This is a genomic window from Paenibacillus sp. ov031, assembly GCF_900143165.1.
GTDB classification, from domain to species: Bacteria; Bacillota; Bacilli; order Paenibacillales; family Paenibacillaceae; genus Paenibacillus; species Paenibacillus marchantiae.
Window position 1 is genome coordinate 369,766 of sequence record NZ_FRDO01000004.1, and the last position, 17,308, is coordinate 387,073.

The 17,308-nt window shown below is 48.9% G+C and carries 12 protein-coding genes; 1 reads left to right on the top strand and 11 read right to left on the bottom strand.

The window, feature by feature from the left end; translation table 11 throughout:
• Positions 1 to 38: 38 nt before the first annotated feature.
• From BUA17_RS19185 to argH, 5 genes are read right to left on the bottom strand one after another with little or no spacing between them, the layout of a single operon-like run.
• Positions 39 to 899, bottom strand: a complete 861-nt coding sequence (locus BUA17_RS19185; RefSeq protein ID WP_072734626.1) for a carbohydrate ABC transporter permease — start codon at positions 897 to 899, stop codon at positions 39 to 41.
• 24 nt (positions 900 to 923) lie between these two features.
• The gene (locus tag BUA17_RS19190; RefSeq protein ID WP_072734627.1) at positions 924 to 1,871 is read right to left on the bottom strand and encodes a carbohydrate ABC transporter permease; all 948 of its coding nucleotides are present in this window, start codon (positions 1,869 to 1,871) and stop codon (positions 924 to 926) included.
• 27 nt (positions 1,872 to 1,898) lie between these two features.
• Entirely contained in the window at positions 1,899 to 3,248 is a 1,350-nt protein-coding gene (locus BUA17_RS19195; RefSeq protein WP_072734628.1) for an extracellular solute-binding protein, read from the bottom strand.
• A gap of 60 nt (positions 3,249 to 3,308) precedes the next feature.
• Positions 3,309 to 4,253: an amidohydrolase family protein gene (locus BUA17_RS19200; RefSeq protein WP_072734629.1), complete on the bottom strand. Its 945-nt coding sequence runs from the start codon at positions 4,251 to 4,253 to the stop codon at positions 3,309 to 3,311.
• An 18-nt stretch (positions 4,254 to 4,271) separates the two neighbouring features.
• Positions 4,272 to 5,780 carry an argininosuccinate lyase gene (gene argH / locus BUA17_RS19205; protein WP_072734630.1) on the bottom strand — a complete coding sequence of 503 codons (1,509 nt, stop codon included), beginning with the start codon at positions 5,778 to 5,780 and terminating at the stop codon, positions 4,272 to 4,274.
• 231 nt (positions 5,781 to 6,011) lie between these two features.
• On the opposite strand from argH, the gene solA reads away from it, so the two are divergent.
• Positions 6,012 to 7,151 (top strand): N-methyl-L-tryptophan oxidase, encoded by a 1,140-nt coding sequence (gene solA, locus BUA17_RS19210; RefSeq protein ID WP_072734631.1) that lies wholly within the window; start codon positions 6,012 to 6,014, stop codon positions 7,149 to 7,151.
• Between the two features lie 191 nt (positions 7,152 to 7,342).
• On the opposite strand, the gene BUA17_RS19215 is transcribed toward solA, so the two are convergent.
• The 6 genes from BUA17_RS19215 to BUA17_RS19240 all read right to left on the bottom strand — a co-directional run bounded on the left by BUA17_RS19215 (position 7,343) and on the right by BUA17_RS19240 (position 17,284).
• Positions 7,343 to 9,181: an RICIN domain-containing protein gene (locus tag BUA17_RS19215; protein WP_063565351.1), complete on the bottom strand. Its 1,839-nt coding sequence runs from the start codon at positions 9,179 to 9,181 to the stop codon at positions 7,343 to 7,345.
• An 81-nt stretch (positions 9,182 to 9,262) separates the two neighbouring features.
• Positions 9,263 to 10,597 (bottom strand): glycoside hydrolase family 43 protein, encoded by a 1,335-nt coding sequence (locus tag BUA17_RS19220; protein ID WP_072734632.1) that lies wholly within the window; start codon positions 10,595 to 10,597, stop codon positions 9,263 to 9,265.
• A 286-nt stretch (positions 10,598 to 10,883) separates the two neighbouring features.
• The gene (locus tag BUA17_RS19225; protein WP_072734633.1) at positions 10,884 to 13,874 is read right to left on the bottom strand and encodes a beta-galactosidase; all 2,991 of its coding nucleotides are present in this window, start codon (positions 13,872 to 13,874) and stop codon (positions 10,884 to 10,886) included.
• A gap of 69 nt (positions 13,875 to 13,943) precedes the next feature.
• Entirely contained in the window at positions 13,944 to 15,476 is a 1,533-nt protein-coding gene (locus tag BUA17_RS19230; protein WP_244552188.1) for a glycoside hydrolase family 30 protein, read from the bottom strand.
• Positions 15,477 to 15,558: 82 nt separating this feature from the next.
• Positions 15,559 to 16,404 (bottom strand): carbohydrate ABC transporter permease, encoded by an 846-nt coding sequence (locus tag BUA17_RS19235; RefSeq protein WP_072734634.1) that lies wholly within the window; start codon positions 16,402 to 16,404, stop codon positions 15,559 to 15,561.
• On the bottom strand, positions 16,397 to 17,284 hold the full coding sequence (locus BUA17_RS19240) for a carbohydrate ABC transporter permease (RefSeq protein ID WP_063565348.1): 888 nt from the start codon (positions 17,282 to 17,284) through the stop codon (positions 16,397 to 16,399). Before BUA17_RS19240 ends, BUA17_RS19235 begins: the two co-directional genes overlap by 8 nt.
• Positions 17,285 to 17,308: the final 24 nt, after the last annotated feature.

The following is a 17,308-nucleotide window of genomic DNA, read 5'->3' on the forward strand; positions in this document are numbered from 1 at the left end:
GTTCTGTTTTTCTATAAAACATGTCCGTCGCTTTAATGCTATTTTAGACCTGTTGTAGCAATACCACGAATGATCTGCTTCTGAAAACACAGAAAGAGAATGATCAATGGCAGAACCGAAAGTGTTGCTCCAGTCATAATCTGCACCCAGTTGCTGCTGTCCTTAGCCTCGCTGGAGAAGAAAGCCATCCCGACCGGAATCGTAAACATCTCCTCACTCTGTGTAATAATGAGCGGCCAGATGAACGAATTCCAACTGCCCAGGAATGTCAGAATGCAGAGGGTAGCGAACGCTGGCCTTACCAGCGGAACAGCGATCCGAAGGAAAATGCCCCATTCTCCCATGCCATCAATTCGTGCCGCGTCCAGTAATTCCGAAGGAAGAGATTCCATGAATTGCTTCATTAGAAAAATGCCAAACCCGGATATTAAACCTGGAAACAGAATTCCCCAGTACGTATCCATGCCGTTAAAACTGCTGGATACAAGATACCATGGAATAATCAGCATTTCAGTCGGCACCATTAATGTACTCAGAATGAGTACAAAGATAACCTGTTTCCCCCAGAACGTAAATTTGGCCAGAATGTATCCCGTAATGGAATCAAATACGCAGACGCTCACGGTGGCAATGACGGCTACATATAAACTGTTCAACATCCAGCGGGGAAATGGAGTTCCCTGAAAAATAGCCGCATAATTATCCCATGTGACTCTGGAAGGGATGAGGCTTAGAGAGTAGATTTCATCCAGCGTCTTGAACGACGTCGATATCATCCATAGAAACGGAAACACCATCAACCCAAGTCCGAGCGTAAGTAAACCATAACTGATCATTGACCCGGAACGTTTCCAGCGGAGTGTTGTTCGGGTATCGGCCCATGCGGCAGATCTGCTCATGCTTGTAAAGCACCCTCCTTCCTTTTACTCCTGTTGAAAACGACTGCCAAGCACTTTAAGCTGAACCAGAGTCAGCATGAATATGATGACAAACAGAATGACGGTGGCTGCCGAGGCCAGGCCCATATCAAAACTCTTGAAAGCCAAATTGTATATATGAAGCACGACAGATATGGTGGAGTCCAACGGCCCGCCTCCAGTCATATTCAGCACCTGAGTGAAGGATTGCAGAAACCCGATGCTTGCCATGACGACAGATAGAAGCATGACCGGGTTCAACAGAGGGATCGTAATATGCACAAAGCGCTGCCAACCCGTGGCTCCGTCTATGGCAGCCGCCTCATAATACAATTTGGGGATGTTTTGCAGACCCGCCAGGAAAATGAGCATCTGAAATCCGATATTTTGCCATACCATCACCGCAATAATCCAAAAGATGGCCTGTGTGGGCGAATACAGGAAAGATTGCGGCCCAAGGCCCAACTCTATAAATAGAGCATTTACAATCCCGTTCTTCATCAGCAGCCACCGGAATATCCAGCTTACCGCCACTACACTGGTTACATACGGGATAAAGTAGGCTGTCCTGAACAATCCGCGCAGCTTCACCACTTGTTGGAGAAGAAGAGCCACGATTAATCCGGCAATCAACTGTGCAGGTACACCAACAACGACGTAGATTCCTGTATTCACCAGGGACTTGAGGAATAGAGAGTCACTTAGCAACGTCGCATAATTATCAAAGCCCACAAAGGGTTTATCCGGTGACAGCATGCCCCATTCGCGAAAGCTTACGTTAAAGGAATACAGAATCGGTAAGATGCGGATGACTACAAAATAGATCAGCGGAATCAACAAACCGCCATAAATGAATAACCGCTGTTTATGTCTGTAATTGAGTCTTCCTATTCCCGATCCGAACCATAAACGACGCCGTTTCGGCCGCGAAGGGATCACCCCGGTAGTCCTCATAGCTGCGCAGCCTCCTTGAATGAGAACTTATTTTTTCTTATCCTGTTTCGCCCAGTAGTCGTCATAGAGCTTCTGAGTTTTGGCCACCAGATCATTGAAGGCCTGTTCTTCCGGCACATGATTAAGCAGCACCTCATCCACAGCGTTCACAAACAACGTACGCTCCTGCGTCTCATCAATGAAGAAGTGGGCGTTGGCATCGTTCAGTTGGGAGATAAAAGGGCCAAGCAGCGGGTCATTCACATACTTATCCTGAAGAGCAACTTCTTTCTGTGCGGGAAGTTCACCGACCTTCTCCACCCATTGTTCCTGAACGCCCTTGCTGATCAAAAACTGTAAAAAGGCCGTAGCTGCTTCCAACTTCTCTCCGGTAACATTGGCTGGAATCGCATTAGCCCAGAATGAAGCCTGTGTGGATTTCCCTTTATAACCCGGCAGCGGTGCGACAGCAAAATTCAAATCGGGAGCGTCTTTTTTGATAGATCCCAATCGATATGAACCATCGACGTTAATTGCGGCATGGCCCGTTTTGAATGCATTGGCATCATCAGTGTAAAAGCCGTTAATTCCTACCTTATGCACGGTTGCAAAATCAACCAGATACTTGAATGCTTCAAGCCCTGCAGGGGTATCATTCCACAGGATTTTCCGACGATCCTCGCTCGTATCTTTGCCTCCCGCTTGATATAACAATCCGTCTCGGAACCAGTGATGAAGCTGGGAACCTGGTTCCCATGCGAAACCCTCTGTCACCAACTGCCCATTTTTGTCCGTTTCCGTTAATGCCTTGGCATCCGAGACAAGCTCTTCCCAAGTCGTAGGCGGTTTGTCCGGATCAAGTCCAGCCTTGGTGAACAAGTCCTTGTTATAAAACAACCCCAGCGTTCTCACGCCTGTAGGCAGAGCATAATAGCTTCCGTTTAATTTGGCTGTATCTACAAAAGGGAAAAATGCCTCGGCGATGCCCGGAAAGCTGCTTTCCGGCAACGGCTGTAAATAACCGGATTGCACATATTTGGGCAACCAGCCGTAATACAGATTGATGACATCCGGTCCTTTTCCAGCGGGAACCAGTGTAGCTACCTTTTGATTGTACTGGTCGTATGGAAAATTGGTTTGTTTGACTTTGATGTTGGGATGTTCCGTCTCGAATTCCTGGATTAAGGTATTGATCAGTTCAACCTTGGCTGGAAATTCGTACTGCCAGTACTCAATCGTGATGGGCTCCGTCTGATCACCCGAAGCTGTTACACCTGCCGAACCAGACTCTTCGGATGGCTTGGTTGAGCAAGCTGTAATGCTCAATAAGAGTAAACCTGCAATCAATAATTGCAGGGTCTTGCTTGGCCTGAATGAAAAATAACCGGATTTCGTCAAGTGAAGCCACTCTCCCCTCTTTTGCAACAAAAGTGTTATAACGTTCTCTATTTCCTTGGCTTACGCGTTGGTGGAACCGACGGCTTTGCCAACAGGCAGCTTCAACAGACGTCTTGCGTTATTTCCGAAGATGAGTTCAATGTCCGCTTCAGGGAAGCGAAGTTCACGGCATACACGCACCTGATCCTGCAAATAACGATAAGGATAACCACGCGGAAATCCGCTTGCATCCGTTCCAAAGATAATTCGCTCTGGACCCAGCAGCTCGTATGTTTTGCGGAATAACGTCTCCAGGTTCAGCTCATAGGGCATCCAGCGTACCCACTGATTAGAACCGGATGTGTCGATGTATACATTAGGGCAGCTCCAACTTAGATGCAGAAGCTCCTGGAAATACCCTGCGCCAAAATGAGGGATGATGAACGGAATATCCGGATAGGCACGGGCCGTATTAAAGATGGCAAGCGGATTGATGTTGGGATGATGAACGATGCCTCCGGCATGACCAAGCATGCCAAAATGAATCAGGACAGGCAGGCGGCGCTCTGCAAGAAATGCCCACACCGGGTCGAGCGAAGGAGAGTCAAAGGGAATCTGGGTGAGGGGACCAAACAACTTATATCCTCGCAATCCGAGCTCATCAACTGCCCTACGCAGCTCAATGGATGCATCTTCATTTTCAATGGGATGATAGGCGAATCCGGTAAACCGATCCGGGTATAAGGATATTTGTTCAGCCAGATTGTCATTATCCAGAGCCGTCAGAAAGTTAAGTCCAGCAACATTGTATTTGTCCAATTCCTCTACCCACCGTTCAATTAACGGCCGTGCTGCTTCCTCTCCCTGCTCCTCCACCGCTGGGAAATCCCAGGTTAGTCGCATTCGCTCACTTCGTTCCTTGCCATATCGCGTCACCAACTCATGGTTTTTATATGAGGAAAGCAAAAGTTTATAAGGCAGATGGGCATGGATGTCAAAAACTCGAAAGTCGGGATTGGAGAACATTGATTTTACTCCTTCCATTTAGATTCTGTTAAGCCAGCCGTTTAGAATTAAATCCAGTTTTGCATCTACAGAACGGAGTTTATTAGTGGTATCGAGACTCCATTGTTCCTGTTTGCCGAGACGGAGCGCTTGGGCCTCCAATGCTCTTGCCACTTCTTCCGGATTGGGTCCACCACGCACATGCCGAATGTGTACAAAATGCTCGGGAGATATTGCTTCCTCTAATTGCTCATAGGTTAGGGCAAGCGGCTTGGCGGCAATTTCCTGTACCGCTGTGTTCACAACCTCCCAGTTCAATCCCGAAATAGAAATACCAGATTCCGTCAGCTGTGTTACAATCCGGCTCACGATGGAATGAGCTTGTCGAAACGATAATCCTTCTGTGCGGACCAGCGTATCTGCAAGTTCGGTAACCATGGCAAAACTACGCTCTGCCCGTTCACGCAGCAATGACACATTGACCTTAAGGGTATCCATCACTTCGGACAGCAAGCGATATACGGATTCAAGTGTATTCAGACTTCTCCATACATAGGGCTGCATATCATCTTCGGTATCTACAATGTCACCAAAGGGCGTGTTATGCATCATGTTAAGAGCAGTTGCTGCATCCCCTTTGGCACTTGAAAGGAGTGAACGGGCGTGTTCAATGGATACCGGATTCCGTTTTTGCGGCATGATGGAACTAATCTGAACGTAAGGGGCAGCTACAATTAATGCACCATATTCCTGTGTGCACCATAACAGCAGATCCTGAACGAAACGCCCCAGATTTATAGCTGCCAGTTGGGCTACAGAGGCGGCTTCACCTGCATAATCTGCACCGCTGACGGCATCATAGGCATTCTCAATAATGCCATCAAAGCCGAGCAATTCTGCGGTTCGGTCTCGACAGACCGGAAATCCAGAAGTGGTGAGAGCAGCCGCACCAAGACTGCTGCGATTGCAGCCTGTATAGGCGGATTTCAACCGCTCGAGATCCCGTTCAAGGGAATCGCTAACGGCACAGATGTAATGGGCAAGTGTGGTCGGCTGGGCTTGTTGGGTGTGCGTGTGAGCAATCATGAGGGTATCGATATGACGTAATGCAAATTCTCTTAGGCTTCGGTGTAATGACAGCCCTGAGGAAATCGCTGAGTTCAGCTTATCCCTTAGCACCATACGATAAATGGCGATTCCCATATCGTTTCTGCTTCTGGCTAAGTGCAGATTCCCGACAGAGGGTCCGCCAAGCTTCTCTAGTTCAACTTCGACTTGGTAGAACAAATCTTCAACGTGGGAGGAATACTCGCTCGTTCGGAGCCCATCCACATCCAGACTCTGTACAGCCGAAGCGATGTGGCACGCTTCTTGCTCCGGAATGATGTGTTGTTCACGGAGCATAATTAGATGTGCTTTGTTTACGGCCATCATGGGGTTCAGCAGATGCTGTGTGGCCTGGTTATAGGCGGGTTCAAGTACAATTTCGGCATAGGTTTGACTGGGAAAACCAGACACTTGTGTTGGATTCGTTGACGTTGACTTCACCTTCCTTGTTCTTCATCTGAATATACAGAGATCTGAAATGCCGACTAATCAGGTCGGAATGTTTAGTTCAAAACTCTACCACTATTTTGGTATACATACAACTTTATCCTTAATCAAAATTTTCTATTGTTGTATCGGCTTTCTCTATAACCTGTTCTATTGACTGCCGTAGATTTGAAGACTAGATTATCCTGTATAAGATTGGTCTCTGAAAAATAAGCGGAAGGAGGGATGGTTATATCACATTCCTATGATGTCATTATCGTTGGAGCCGGATCGATGGGCATGAGTGCAGGTTATTATCTTGCGCGCAGTGGATTAAAAACATTACTGATTGATGCCTTTGATCCTCCGCATACGGAGGGCAGCCATCACGGAGAACCACGGCTTATCCGCCACGTGTACAGCGGGGGACCTGACTATATAGCGATGGCACTTCTGGCGCAGGAACTGTGGGAAGAACTGGAGGATACTACCGGGGCCAAATTGCTTGTACCTTCGGGCGTCTTGAATATAGTTGACCCGGACATCCATTCTTTTCATAATCGTTTAACCCATGCTGACGATGCGGGGATTCGATATGAAACCTTGCGCGCAGCCGAAATCATGAAACGCTGGCCAGGCATTGAAGTCCCTGAACATTACGAGGGAATGTATGAGCCTGATGCAGGTTATTTATTCAGTGAACGCTGCGTGCTCGCCTTCCGTCAGGCAGCCGAAGCATCGGGTTCCACTCTCTTAACGCACACACGTGTGGAACATATCGAGTGCAGCGCAGATTCTGTTGGAGTCATCACATCTGCTGGCGAGACGTATTATGCGAACCAGGTCATTCTCAGTGCCGGAGCATGGTTTCAGACGCTGAAACCGTTCGTGAACCTTCCCATTCGAGCTGTACGCAAAACCGTGGGATGGTTCGATGCACCGGAGGCATTGTTCGCCGAGGATCACTTTCCCGGTTTCACGCTGGCTGGAAAAGAAGGCGGATATTATGGATTTCCGAGCATTGGCGGGTCGGGTCTGAAGATTGGACGTCACGATACGGGGCAGGAGTGGACACCAGGCGGTACACTGGCTTCATTTGGCTCTGATAAGACGGATGAGGGTGATCTGCGGAGATTGCTTGAACTTCGGATGCCTCTGGCAGCGGGAAAGCTGAAGCGTGGTGGGGTATGCAAATACGAGTTCACACCGGATGAAGATTTTATTATCGACCGTCACCCTGCCCATAATCATGTATGGCTGGCAGGTGGATTTTCCGGTCATGGCTTCAAATTCGCAAGTGCAGTGGGCAAAATATTGTCTGACTTGGTGCAAACAGGGCATACGGATCAGGATATTGGACGATTTGCCCTTTCACGTTTTCAATAGAGCACTAGCCCCGGAGAAGGCTGAACTAGTACTGAACGTAAGCTAACTCGATTTGGTGTATCAGGATGAACTCCTTTCTTGAGCCGTGCCGTGTGGCATAGCGCGCCCTACTTCAAGAAAGGAGTATCCTTACCTTAGCAACGTTGAATCATTCTAAAGCGAGAGCAGTCCGCGCAATGAATACTCTCCTTCTAATTCACTTTAACCAAACTCCAGTGCTGATTGGCTCCTCCATTGTCTGCCCATTGAATGGTCGAGGCACCGGCGGTTGTGGAGCTCTGGTTGATATCAACGGTTAAGCCGCTATTGCGATTCACGAGCACAAGATATCCTCCGACATCCACCGGTAACCATTGTTGATTGTTGCCCCCGTTATCCTGCCACTGAATCAAGGCTGCTCCTCCTTGAGTAGAGCTCTGATTCACATCCAGCAGCAGACCACTGCCTACGTTACGGATCTTATAATAACTGTTGCCCGCAGACTCCAACTTCCATTGTTGGTTTGCTGCGCCATTGTCGTTCCACTGGATGATCGTTGCACCCCCGGCAGTAGAAGCCCCATTCACATCCAAAGCGAGACCACTGTTCCGATTGATCAGCTTATAGATCGCCCCGGATTCATATCCTGTGCTGCCATTATACGTCGCGCCGGATATGACATAGGTCGTAACCGAGCCCGCTTTGGCGGTCGCTGTAAACTTTTTATTCTGAATGTTGATGTTGGTCAGTTGCTGCAACTTCTCCGTAGAGGAGGTCCGGTGCACTTGAGCAGACGATCCAACACTTGTAAACTGACTCAAATCATACGTCACCGTTGTATCACTCGAATCCGAATTGGTAGTCACCAGCACCACTTTACCTGAAGTAGCATCATAGGCAGCAAGCGTATTGGCATCACTCATGCCGATGATCTTATAACCAGGACGAATAAACTTGCTGTAGTTGCCCATGACATAATATTTCTGATTCACGGTGTAGCTGGTCGTTTGCGTGTTATTCAGTACGTTTTTGAAAAATCCCCAGCCATCTGCACTATCTACGGCCTGCCAGTACACCCACGCACTCGCCCCCATGTTGCGTATATCCTTAAGGATCGTGCGTGACATCGTTAGTCCGCTGGCATCCCCGTCTCCATATTCTGAGGTCCAGAGATGTTTTCCCGCTGAAGTCGCTGTATTCCGCAATGATGCACGATTGCTTCCGCCATAGGTATGTGTGTTAATCTGACTGATCGCAGACTTCACTGCACTGCTGTAACTGTTGAAGGAAGTGGTTGTGTCATCCAGACTGTATTCTTCTGGCGCGCTCAGCTTCGTGGACAATCCCTTTGCTGTAAGTGAAGATTGCACCTGGCTCAGAATCGTGTTCTGATCTGCCCGATCAAAGTGCATGCCCTCCTGATCGTTGCCCTGCTTCCACCAAGTGGAGATGGGTTCATTGAGCGGCGTTACGGTGTCGAACGTGATGCCCCAGTTATCTCTGAAATGCTTCACGACCTCTGTGAGATAATCAGCAAAATCATCATAGTAATCGGGCTTGAGATTGTTGCCACCATTCGCGGCACCGGACACATTTCCACTAATGGTCATCCAGTAAGGTGCCGAGTTCGCAAAGGCTTCAAAGACGTTGACTCCATATGATTTGGCGGCTTGGAGCATATAGCGCTGATTGGCATCTGCATTCCAGTCATACACACCCGGGGAAGGCTGATATCCCGGCACGGCTTTGCGATATTCCAGCACATTCGATGAAGGATTATCGCCGCCTCCAATGTTGTAACGCAGGACGTTTAGACCTAGTCCGGTTGTTGGGCTAAACATCTTTTCCACATACTCATCCCGGTTGGAGTACTCTCCGACCACTTTGCCCCACCAGGCAAGGGATGTTCCCCAACCTTCGATAGTCTGATATTGCTTCGAGGGATCAGCCGTGGCTGTATAAGAACCCGCGGCGGATGCCTCTGTACCCAAGCTCCCTGTTATAAGACTTCCTGCCATTAGCAGGGTGCCCAACCGTTTCAACCATTTCATTCGATTCACTCCTTCTAAAGTAAAATGAGTTCAGTTTCTTGAGATAAAATGAGTTCAATTTCAATGGAAGAATCCAGAAGATTACTGTGCAATCTCTCGGAAGGTCGCGTCTGACTTATCGAGTGCGGTAACGACAGCTTCCAATTTCAGCACATTATTGTAATGCCTCAGATACAGGTTCGGGTTACTAAACGAGGCGTACGATGTCCAAGCGGCGTTAGCAAGTCCATTTACACGTTTGAACGTGGCATCATTTCGAAACGTAGCACTGTCGTCATTTTTCACCAGTGTGATGTTGCCATTATTATTGCGCAGGAAATAGCCTGGATAATTCATAGACTCAAATGAAATGCCTGTTGCATTCGCCAGCCCGGGCACAACCCGGAACTGTGCGTCCTCTGCGGGACTGACACTGGCATCGATTCGGGCCACATAGTTATAATGGCGAATATAGCTGCCTGGAACATTATAGGACTCCAGCTTGCGGATATCGCCAGGCTGCCCGCTTTCTTTCAACACGGTCATGTGCCGAACCAATCCGGTCAGACCGGCAAGCTCCTGCTTTGCACTCCAGGTCTGAAACCCGTCAGCAGAGTCGCTGTAATAATATTTTTGTGTAGAGTAACCGTCAAAATAGATTCGCCAGGAGCCGGTATCCAGTTGGACAAGCGCAGGTCCCTCTACCCAGGAACCCCATCCTGCCCAATCCCCTGTCCCTTTGAATGTGTAAGGTCCAGTGAGGGAAGTAGCTGTAGCATATTCGATATACTTGGTGGTTTCATTCTTGGTGAATGCGTGATAGGTTGAGCCGGTTTTAACGATGAAGGTATCGATGTAGTTGGGTGCAATGCCTGCAAGCTCTGTGGCAGCAGACCATGTTGTGGAAGACAGCGTTGCATTGGTCGCTGTGATAACATAAGGTTTGAAGTTCTCATAATTGCCTGGGGAGATGGACACGATGATGTTCAGACTGCCGTTGCTGTCTTTGAACCATTCCGGTGCCCAGGTATGTGCAATCGTGGTGGGTGCAGATAGGGTAATATTGCGGACAAACGTCCAATTCACCTTATCTGTGCTTGATGCGATGCCGATCGTATTACCTGACCAGTTCGTGGTATAAACGACATAATACAGCCCATCCGTATGCTTCATGATGCTGGGATCACGGATCAGATTGGCCGGGGGTGTATAGGCAGGCCCTTTAAGCAAACCGTAATTAGTCGCATTGTAGGATTCATAGATATACAGATTGGATTCGCTCGTATTGGTAAAAGCCGAAATCGTGTAAACACTTGTTGCTGCTCTGGCTGTATTCGGGAATAACGTAATGAATAAAAGCAATGCTCCAAGCAGCATGATCATGCCGGACTTACAAGTTTTGAATAATCTTGTACTCCATCTTTTCCTTGTGAACATGGGTCATCTCCTTATCGAAAATGTGGGACAGGCATACCTTTTGCCAAACATCACCCCCTTCACAGAACACGTAGCCCACAACGCCCTCGATATGTAAACGGTTTCAATAAGAGATACTAGCTATTCTCGTCGTCCATTCACCGTGCAAGAGCTGCCCGGAGATTCAGAATCTATAGATTCAAACATCCGAGCAGTCTCCGCAAAGAGAATAAATACGACGAGCTAGAACAGGACACGACTGATCAGAACAGACCCAATTCCCTTGTACGTACAATGAAAAGAAGATCTATTCGACCACAACCCATGGATACTGGGACAAGTTATCATACAAGAAGCGCACCCGTTCTGGCGTTCGGCCTTCCTCATCAAATAACAGCAATTCATTCTCATCCTGCAGCCAGGATACCGGAATTTTGTAATCCTCTTGCGGACCGATCTGCCAATAACGTCCCAGATGGTGCCCGTTCAGATGAAGTGTTCCCTTGCTCATCCCGGTAAGACGAAGCATCAGGTTCACTCGGAAGTGTTCGGGCACAGCTGACTTGGAGAAACGCCAGCGGTACCAGACGGGTTGACCGTACGAACCATTCCCCACCGACATGGCATTCCAATTGCCACTATAATCCGCATCCTGCCGATAAGTATCGAGATGACCTGAGACGTTCGGTGGCTCATATAATCCCCATTGTCGTGGAAGCAAGGCATCCGTACCTGCCATGCGCCAATCCTTCAGCTCATCTTCACTCCGGTACAAGATCAGTTCCAGCCGATTCAGCGGCATCCTGCTATAAGGCATCTCCAGCGTATTGATCTCTCCGGGCCGCAAATAAAGGGAAAGATCCAACGTGTTAAACGAAAACCAGTCCTGATACCCTTCCATTGGCATATCCATGCCATTAATGCGCAATCCTTGGCTCACCGCTCCAACGAGAGTCGCACGGTCCATGCCATCCAGCGTAAAGCTTCTGCTCAGAAGCGGGGCATCCTCAAGATGATTCACCTCATCGAGATGCACCACCCCATGCTCCGCATGCCAATTCCGGCGGATGTCCTGAACGGAACCACCGATGTATACAGATCCTGCCAGACCTTTGCTTTCACCCAAATATGGAGAAAAATTCAGCCTGCCCATATGCTGTACCAGCACCTGAAGTGTATTCTTTCCTTTCGTCGTCTGCACCCGGACACCCGCTGCACCAACTTGACGAACCAGTGCCTGCTCTACACGATTGACATATATTCTGGCCGTATCCTGAAGGTCCGGCAGAATAAGGGTGGTGATTCCATCCACCGAACGGTCGAAATCGCACTCGTATAATAGATACCCGAAATCTTGTCCGTACTGGGAAAAATGCTCTGGTTGACCACTCGAAGCACGCTGTTCCGCTGTTAATGACACACGAGACAACTCGGGGGAATCCGACAGTTTCGGTGGCATAGGCAGCGTGGTGAAAAGATCATGCTGAATTGCTGCGGATGACTCCTGAACATGTTCATCCTGCATGCCGCTCTGTGAATCGTTTGCTTCTCCGTATAAGAACTCATGTCCAGTCAACGTCCGTTCACCATCTGCCCAACTGCCGAGAAGCAACATATTCCGATTCGGATCAGAGATCATACCTGTGACCTGCCCGGATAGGGAGACATCTACATCATCGAATCCGATTGCGTAACGCAGCTGATTTGTCTCTCCCTCACCATCAATTCTCCACGTGCGATCCATCGTTTCCTTGTCCAGAACCACGAACCGAATGGGGATACCACTTGCCTCCAGATGAATGATGCCTGGCTCACGGAAATGTACCAGTTCGAAGCGATAGGCTCCATTTAACGGATCACGTTCAACCAGTACCTGCATGCTACTGCCCTGTACATTCAAGACGTTCGTCTCCAGTTCCACAACCGAACGCTGTCCCGCCTCCGCAACGATGAACAGGGTCAATTCTCCATTCACCACTTCATTGCCCGTAATCATCACGCCACCTGTCAGGTATACATTCTTGGCAATCTCTACCCTGTCAAGTATCGGGATAATCTGCCCTGGGTTCAGGGCAACGGGAAGTGTCCGGCCTTCCTCCAGCGTGACGTGAAACGTCTCACGCTCATCCTTGTGACTCTCCAAGAACCATATCTTCTCGCTGCCTTTAGACCTGCCTCGTACAGAAACGCCTTGCGGATGACGTACCTTGATCTGCTCTGCTGGTACTTCCTCCGTCTCCATCAGCAATGCGCCAAACGCATGGACAAAATAGGATAACTTCTTCGCTACAGCATACTTGGCCGTTACCCGCCCGTACTCGTTCAGCGGCGCATCATAATCGTAGGAGGTAATCATGAAAATATCGCTGCTGCCCACGGTTCTGCCACCATATCCGCCAAAGTTGGTTCCGCCGTAGAACATGTAATGACTGATTCCGGTATAGCCGGTGCGAAGAATTTCCATCATGCGTTTCTCAAACAGTGGCGCCGTCTTCTGAATGGCAGAAGGCCCACCCCAATTCTCGAACCATCCCGTCCAAAATTCCGTAACGATCTTCGGTGTATCCGGCTGCTTCTGCCGAAGCTTCGCATAATGACCGTCAGCACCTGACCAGAAGTTGGCCCCTTCAATCGTGCCCTCCGCGCCACCTACACAGGTGATAAGTGGAACGTCAATCCCTCGCTGAAGCAGGCCGTCCCGAAGGTGGTTCATATGGGCACTTGCTGCTGCATCATCCATCAGATACCCGTATTCGTTCTCGACCTGTACAAGAATAACAGTGCCTCCAGCAGATAGCTGGCGCTCACAAATGATTGGAATGATCCGGTCAAAATACAGATCTACATAATGCAGATAGGCTTCATTATTTTGTCGGAACTTGATTCCCTGCTTCGTCTCCAGCCAATACGGAAAGCCGCCGAAATCCCACTCTGCGCAAATAAACGGACCCGGCCTCGTGATTACATACATGCCCAACTCTGCACACAGGTCCAGAAAGGCTCCACAATCATTGTCTCCTTCGAACGACCACTGTCCTTCCTCCGGCTCATGCACGTTCCAGGCAAAATAGGTATCAATGCAATTCATGCCAGCCAGCTTCGCCTTCATCAAAACCTCCCGCCATTCCTCCCTTGGCATGCGGAAATAATGAATGGTGGCACTGTTCAGAAATACTCGTTCTCCATTCATCATGAAGCTGCGCTGATCGTAAGTCAGTTCAGATCGACCACTATGCTCAGTTCTGGTATTTTTATTCTTTTCCTGCTCCTGAAGCAAAAGAGATGTTTTCTCTGTCAAAGATAAGCCCTCCTTCTCTGTGTTTGAGTTCATCACTGCCATGACAGAAAATGATATATTGCTTAACCCTCAGTTCGCCTGCAACGTTACGCCTTCTAATACAACGGTGGTGATGGAATTGTCCGCAGTCGAGACTTCCAGTCCATTGGTGTATACCGGAACGTTTTCAAGCTGCTCCATGTTCCGATCCGGTGACGTCTGATAAACCTGTGCTGTAGAAGTACTGCTGTAGTCAAATGCCCCCAGTTCAAATGCTGTGGTTCCGGCAGATAACTCATTGCGAATCACCAGTACCAATCTCTTCTGCCCTGCATCATAGGCAGCCAGTGTTCGCCCTTCATCTGTTGGAATAATCGTTGCACCTGGACGGATGAATTTCGTAAACTGGGCCATGCCATAATACTGTTTTGTCATCTCGTACTGCTCTTCTCCATTAAAGTTCGCATGAATAAAGCCCCAGTTATTGTTGGCACCTTCATCTTCAACCGCCTGCCAATACACCCAGGCAGAAGGCTGCATGATTTTCAGATCGAACATGATGCGCTCCGCGAGCTCCTGCACGGAAGTCATGTCCTCGTGACTATGGGGTTCACTGCCACCCGTCCCATACTCGGACATCCACAGTTTCTTGCCATGTCGCTCGGCCAACGTGCGAAGCTCTTCCATTTTGCTACCATTATAGGAGTGCGTGTTAATCTGGTCGATCACATCCAGCGTATCCTGATCATAGAGGCTGAAATTGTGCACCGTCTCATCAATGCTATTATCGTCCGCAGCACTGATGAGCGTACCGTCCAGCCCTTTACTTTTGAGCGATGCTGCTACTTTCTTGATAATCTCGGCTTGTTTCTCATTGGTAAAATGACTGCCTTCCTGCATGTTGCCTTTCTTCCACCAATCAGAGGAAGGTTCATTAAGTGGGTCAAGTGTACGGAACGTAATACCCCACTCATCGCGATAATGCTTCACGACCTCGGTCAAATAATCGGCAAACGCGTCGTACTGATCCTCACGCAAATTATTGCTGCCATCTACAGCACCCGTAACCGAGCCGCTAATCGTCATCCAGTAAGGGGGTGAATTGGAGAACGCTTCAGCGATGTTGACCCCACGTTCCAAAGAACCTTGTAATACGGCACGTTGTCCTGGATCTGCCGCCCAATCCCACACGCCGGGTTCAGGCTGGAAGCCGGGAATATCTCCCCCGGGCCGAAGCGCCTTCATGTCGGGATTCTCCTCGCCGCCAATGTTGTAGCGAACAATGTTCAGACCTAGCCCTTTCTCTGGATCAAACACCAGATCCATGACTTCACTGACCTTTGCTTGATCTTTCCATCCTCCAAGATCGTTGGCCCACCACGCAAGCGACGTACCCCAGCCTTCAAAATGATCATAGGATTGCTCCAGCTTCAGACGTATCGGCTCACCTTGGAATGCAAGTGTTTTGGATGATTCATTGGCAAAATGATTGATGATAATCCCTCCTCCTGCAAGGAGCGCGATCAGGGCCACACCCATCAGGATGTAACTCCGGCTACGCCACCAGCGCTGCTTGTGATGATTATGGTTGTCATTGTTGAAAGGGTCCTTGTTGTTATTCATGATTCATGCAGCCCTTTATCCATGTGCGATGTAGACGGTTCTTGGTTTTCACCATTGGCTTCAACACTGCGTTCACCTCCCGTTACTTGATCCCGCTGCTGCCACCACTGATATTCGCTTCATAGACATAACGCTGTCCGAACAGATATACCAATACCATCGGAATGGTCAGGAACAGGGAAGCAATCATAACGAGATTCCATGGCGGCATCTGTCCACCACCGACCGTAGTCAGAAGCTGAACACCGAGCGCCAGTGGCATTTTCTCCGGATCATTGATGTAAATGAGCGGCCCCATGAAGTTCCCCCAGTTATAGGAAAACGAGAAAATGGCGATGGCGGCAAGTATCGGATAGGTGAGTGGCATAATGATCTTCCAGTAGATTCCCGGATGTCCCATACCATCGATCATGGCAGCTTCATCAAGCGACTTCGGAATGCTCATGACGAACTGCCGAATGAGAAATACGTTGAATGCTCCGGCAAAAAAACTAGGCACGATCAGTGGATAGAATGTATTGATCCAATCCAGATGACGGAAGATGATGAACTGCGGCACCATCGTCACCTCGCCCGGAATCATCATCGTACTAAGCAGTACAATGAAGAGGAACCGACTGCCTCTCGCCTTGATCCGAGCAAAGCCATAAGATACGACCGATGCTGACAACACCGATCCAATAATGGTAATGACGGTAATAATGACTGAATTTTTCAGATAAGTACCCAGATTGTTATTCGTGAAGATCGTATAGAAATTGGACCATTGGAATTCGAGCGGTATGAAGGTAAAGGCTGATTTTACTGTTGTAGCGTCACTCGCCAGTGCGATGGAGATCATGTACAAGAAAGGGGAAGCAAGCAGCACCCCAACCAGAATCAGAAAAATGTAAGATATCGTTTTCTCTACAGTGGATGGATTACTCATTTGCTTTTCCCTCCTCGTAATGCACCCATAGCGCCGACGAACGGAACACAACCAGGGTCAACGCCATGATGATGATGAACAGCACCCAGGCAATGGCCGATGCATATCCCATTTTGTAGAACTGGAACGCATTCTGGAACAGGTAAGGAACAACCATCTGACTGGCATTGTCCGGTCCACCTGCTGTTACGATGAATACCTGTGCGAACGTCTGGAGCGCCCCGATCATCCCGGTGACAAGATTGAAGAAGATGACGGGAGTCAGCATTGGAAATGTAATATGGAAGAACGATTGCGAGCTCTTCGCCCCATCAATGGCAGCGGCCTCGTACAGCTCCTGAGGAATACCTTTCATACCCGCCAGCAGCAGTACCACGCCGCCCCCGACGCCCCATAGCGACATGAGGATCAAAGCTGGTTTAACCCAGTTTGGATCAAGCAGCCAAGCAGGGCCTTGAATGCCGAAGATGGCAAGTGCCTGGTTGATCAACCCTTCCGTTGGAGCGAGCAAATGGATGAAGAGTAGTGAGCTTGCAACCACCGGAACGACAGATGGCAGATAGAACAGGATGCGGAAGAAGGTAATACCTTTGATTTTTTTGTTGAGGTAATACGCGATCCAGAGCGAGATGGACATGCCTAGCGGAATCGATATTAATGCGTAGAAGAAGGTATTGCCTACGGATTTCCAAAAGATCGGGTCATCAGTCAACAGGTTTTTGTAATTGTCTATACCGATGAATTCAGGAGACTGGAACAGATCCCAATTGGTGAAGCTCATGTAGATGGAAAACAGGATCGGACCCAGGGTAAGTCCAAGGAATCCAATCAGCCAAGGCGAGATGAATATATAAAACCATTTCCCGTCCTTTTTTCTCACGTTAAGCCCTCCCATAACGAAGCG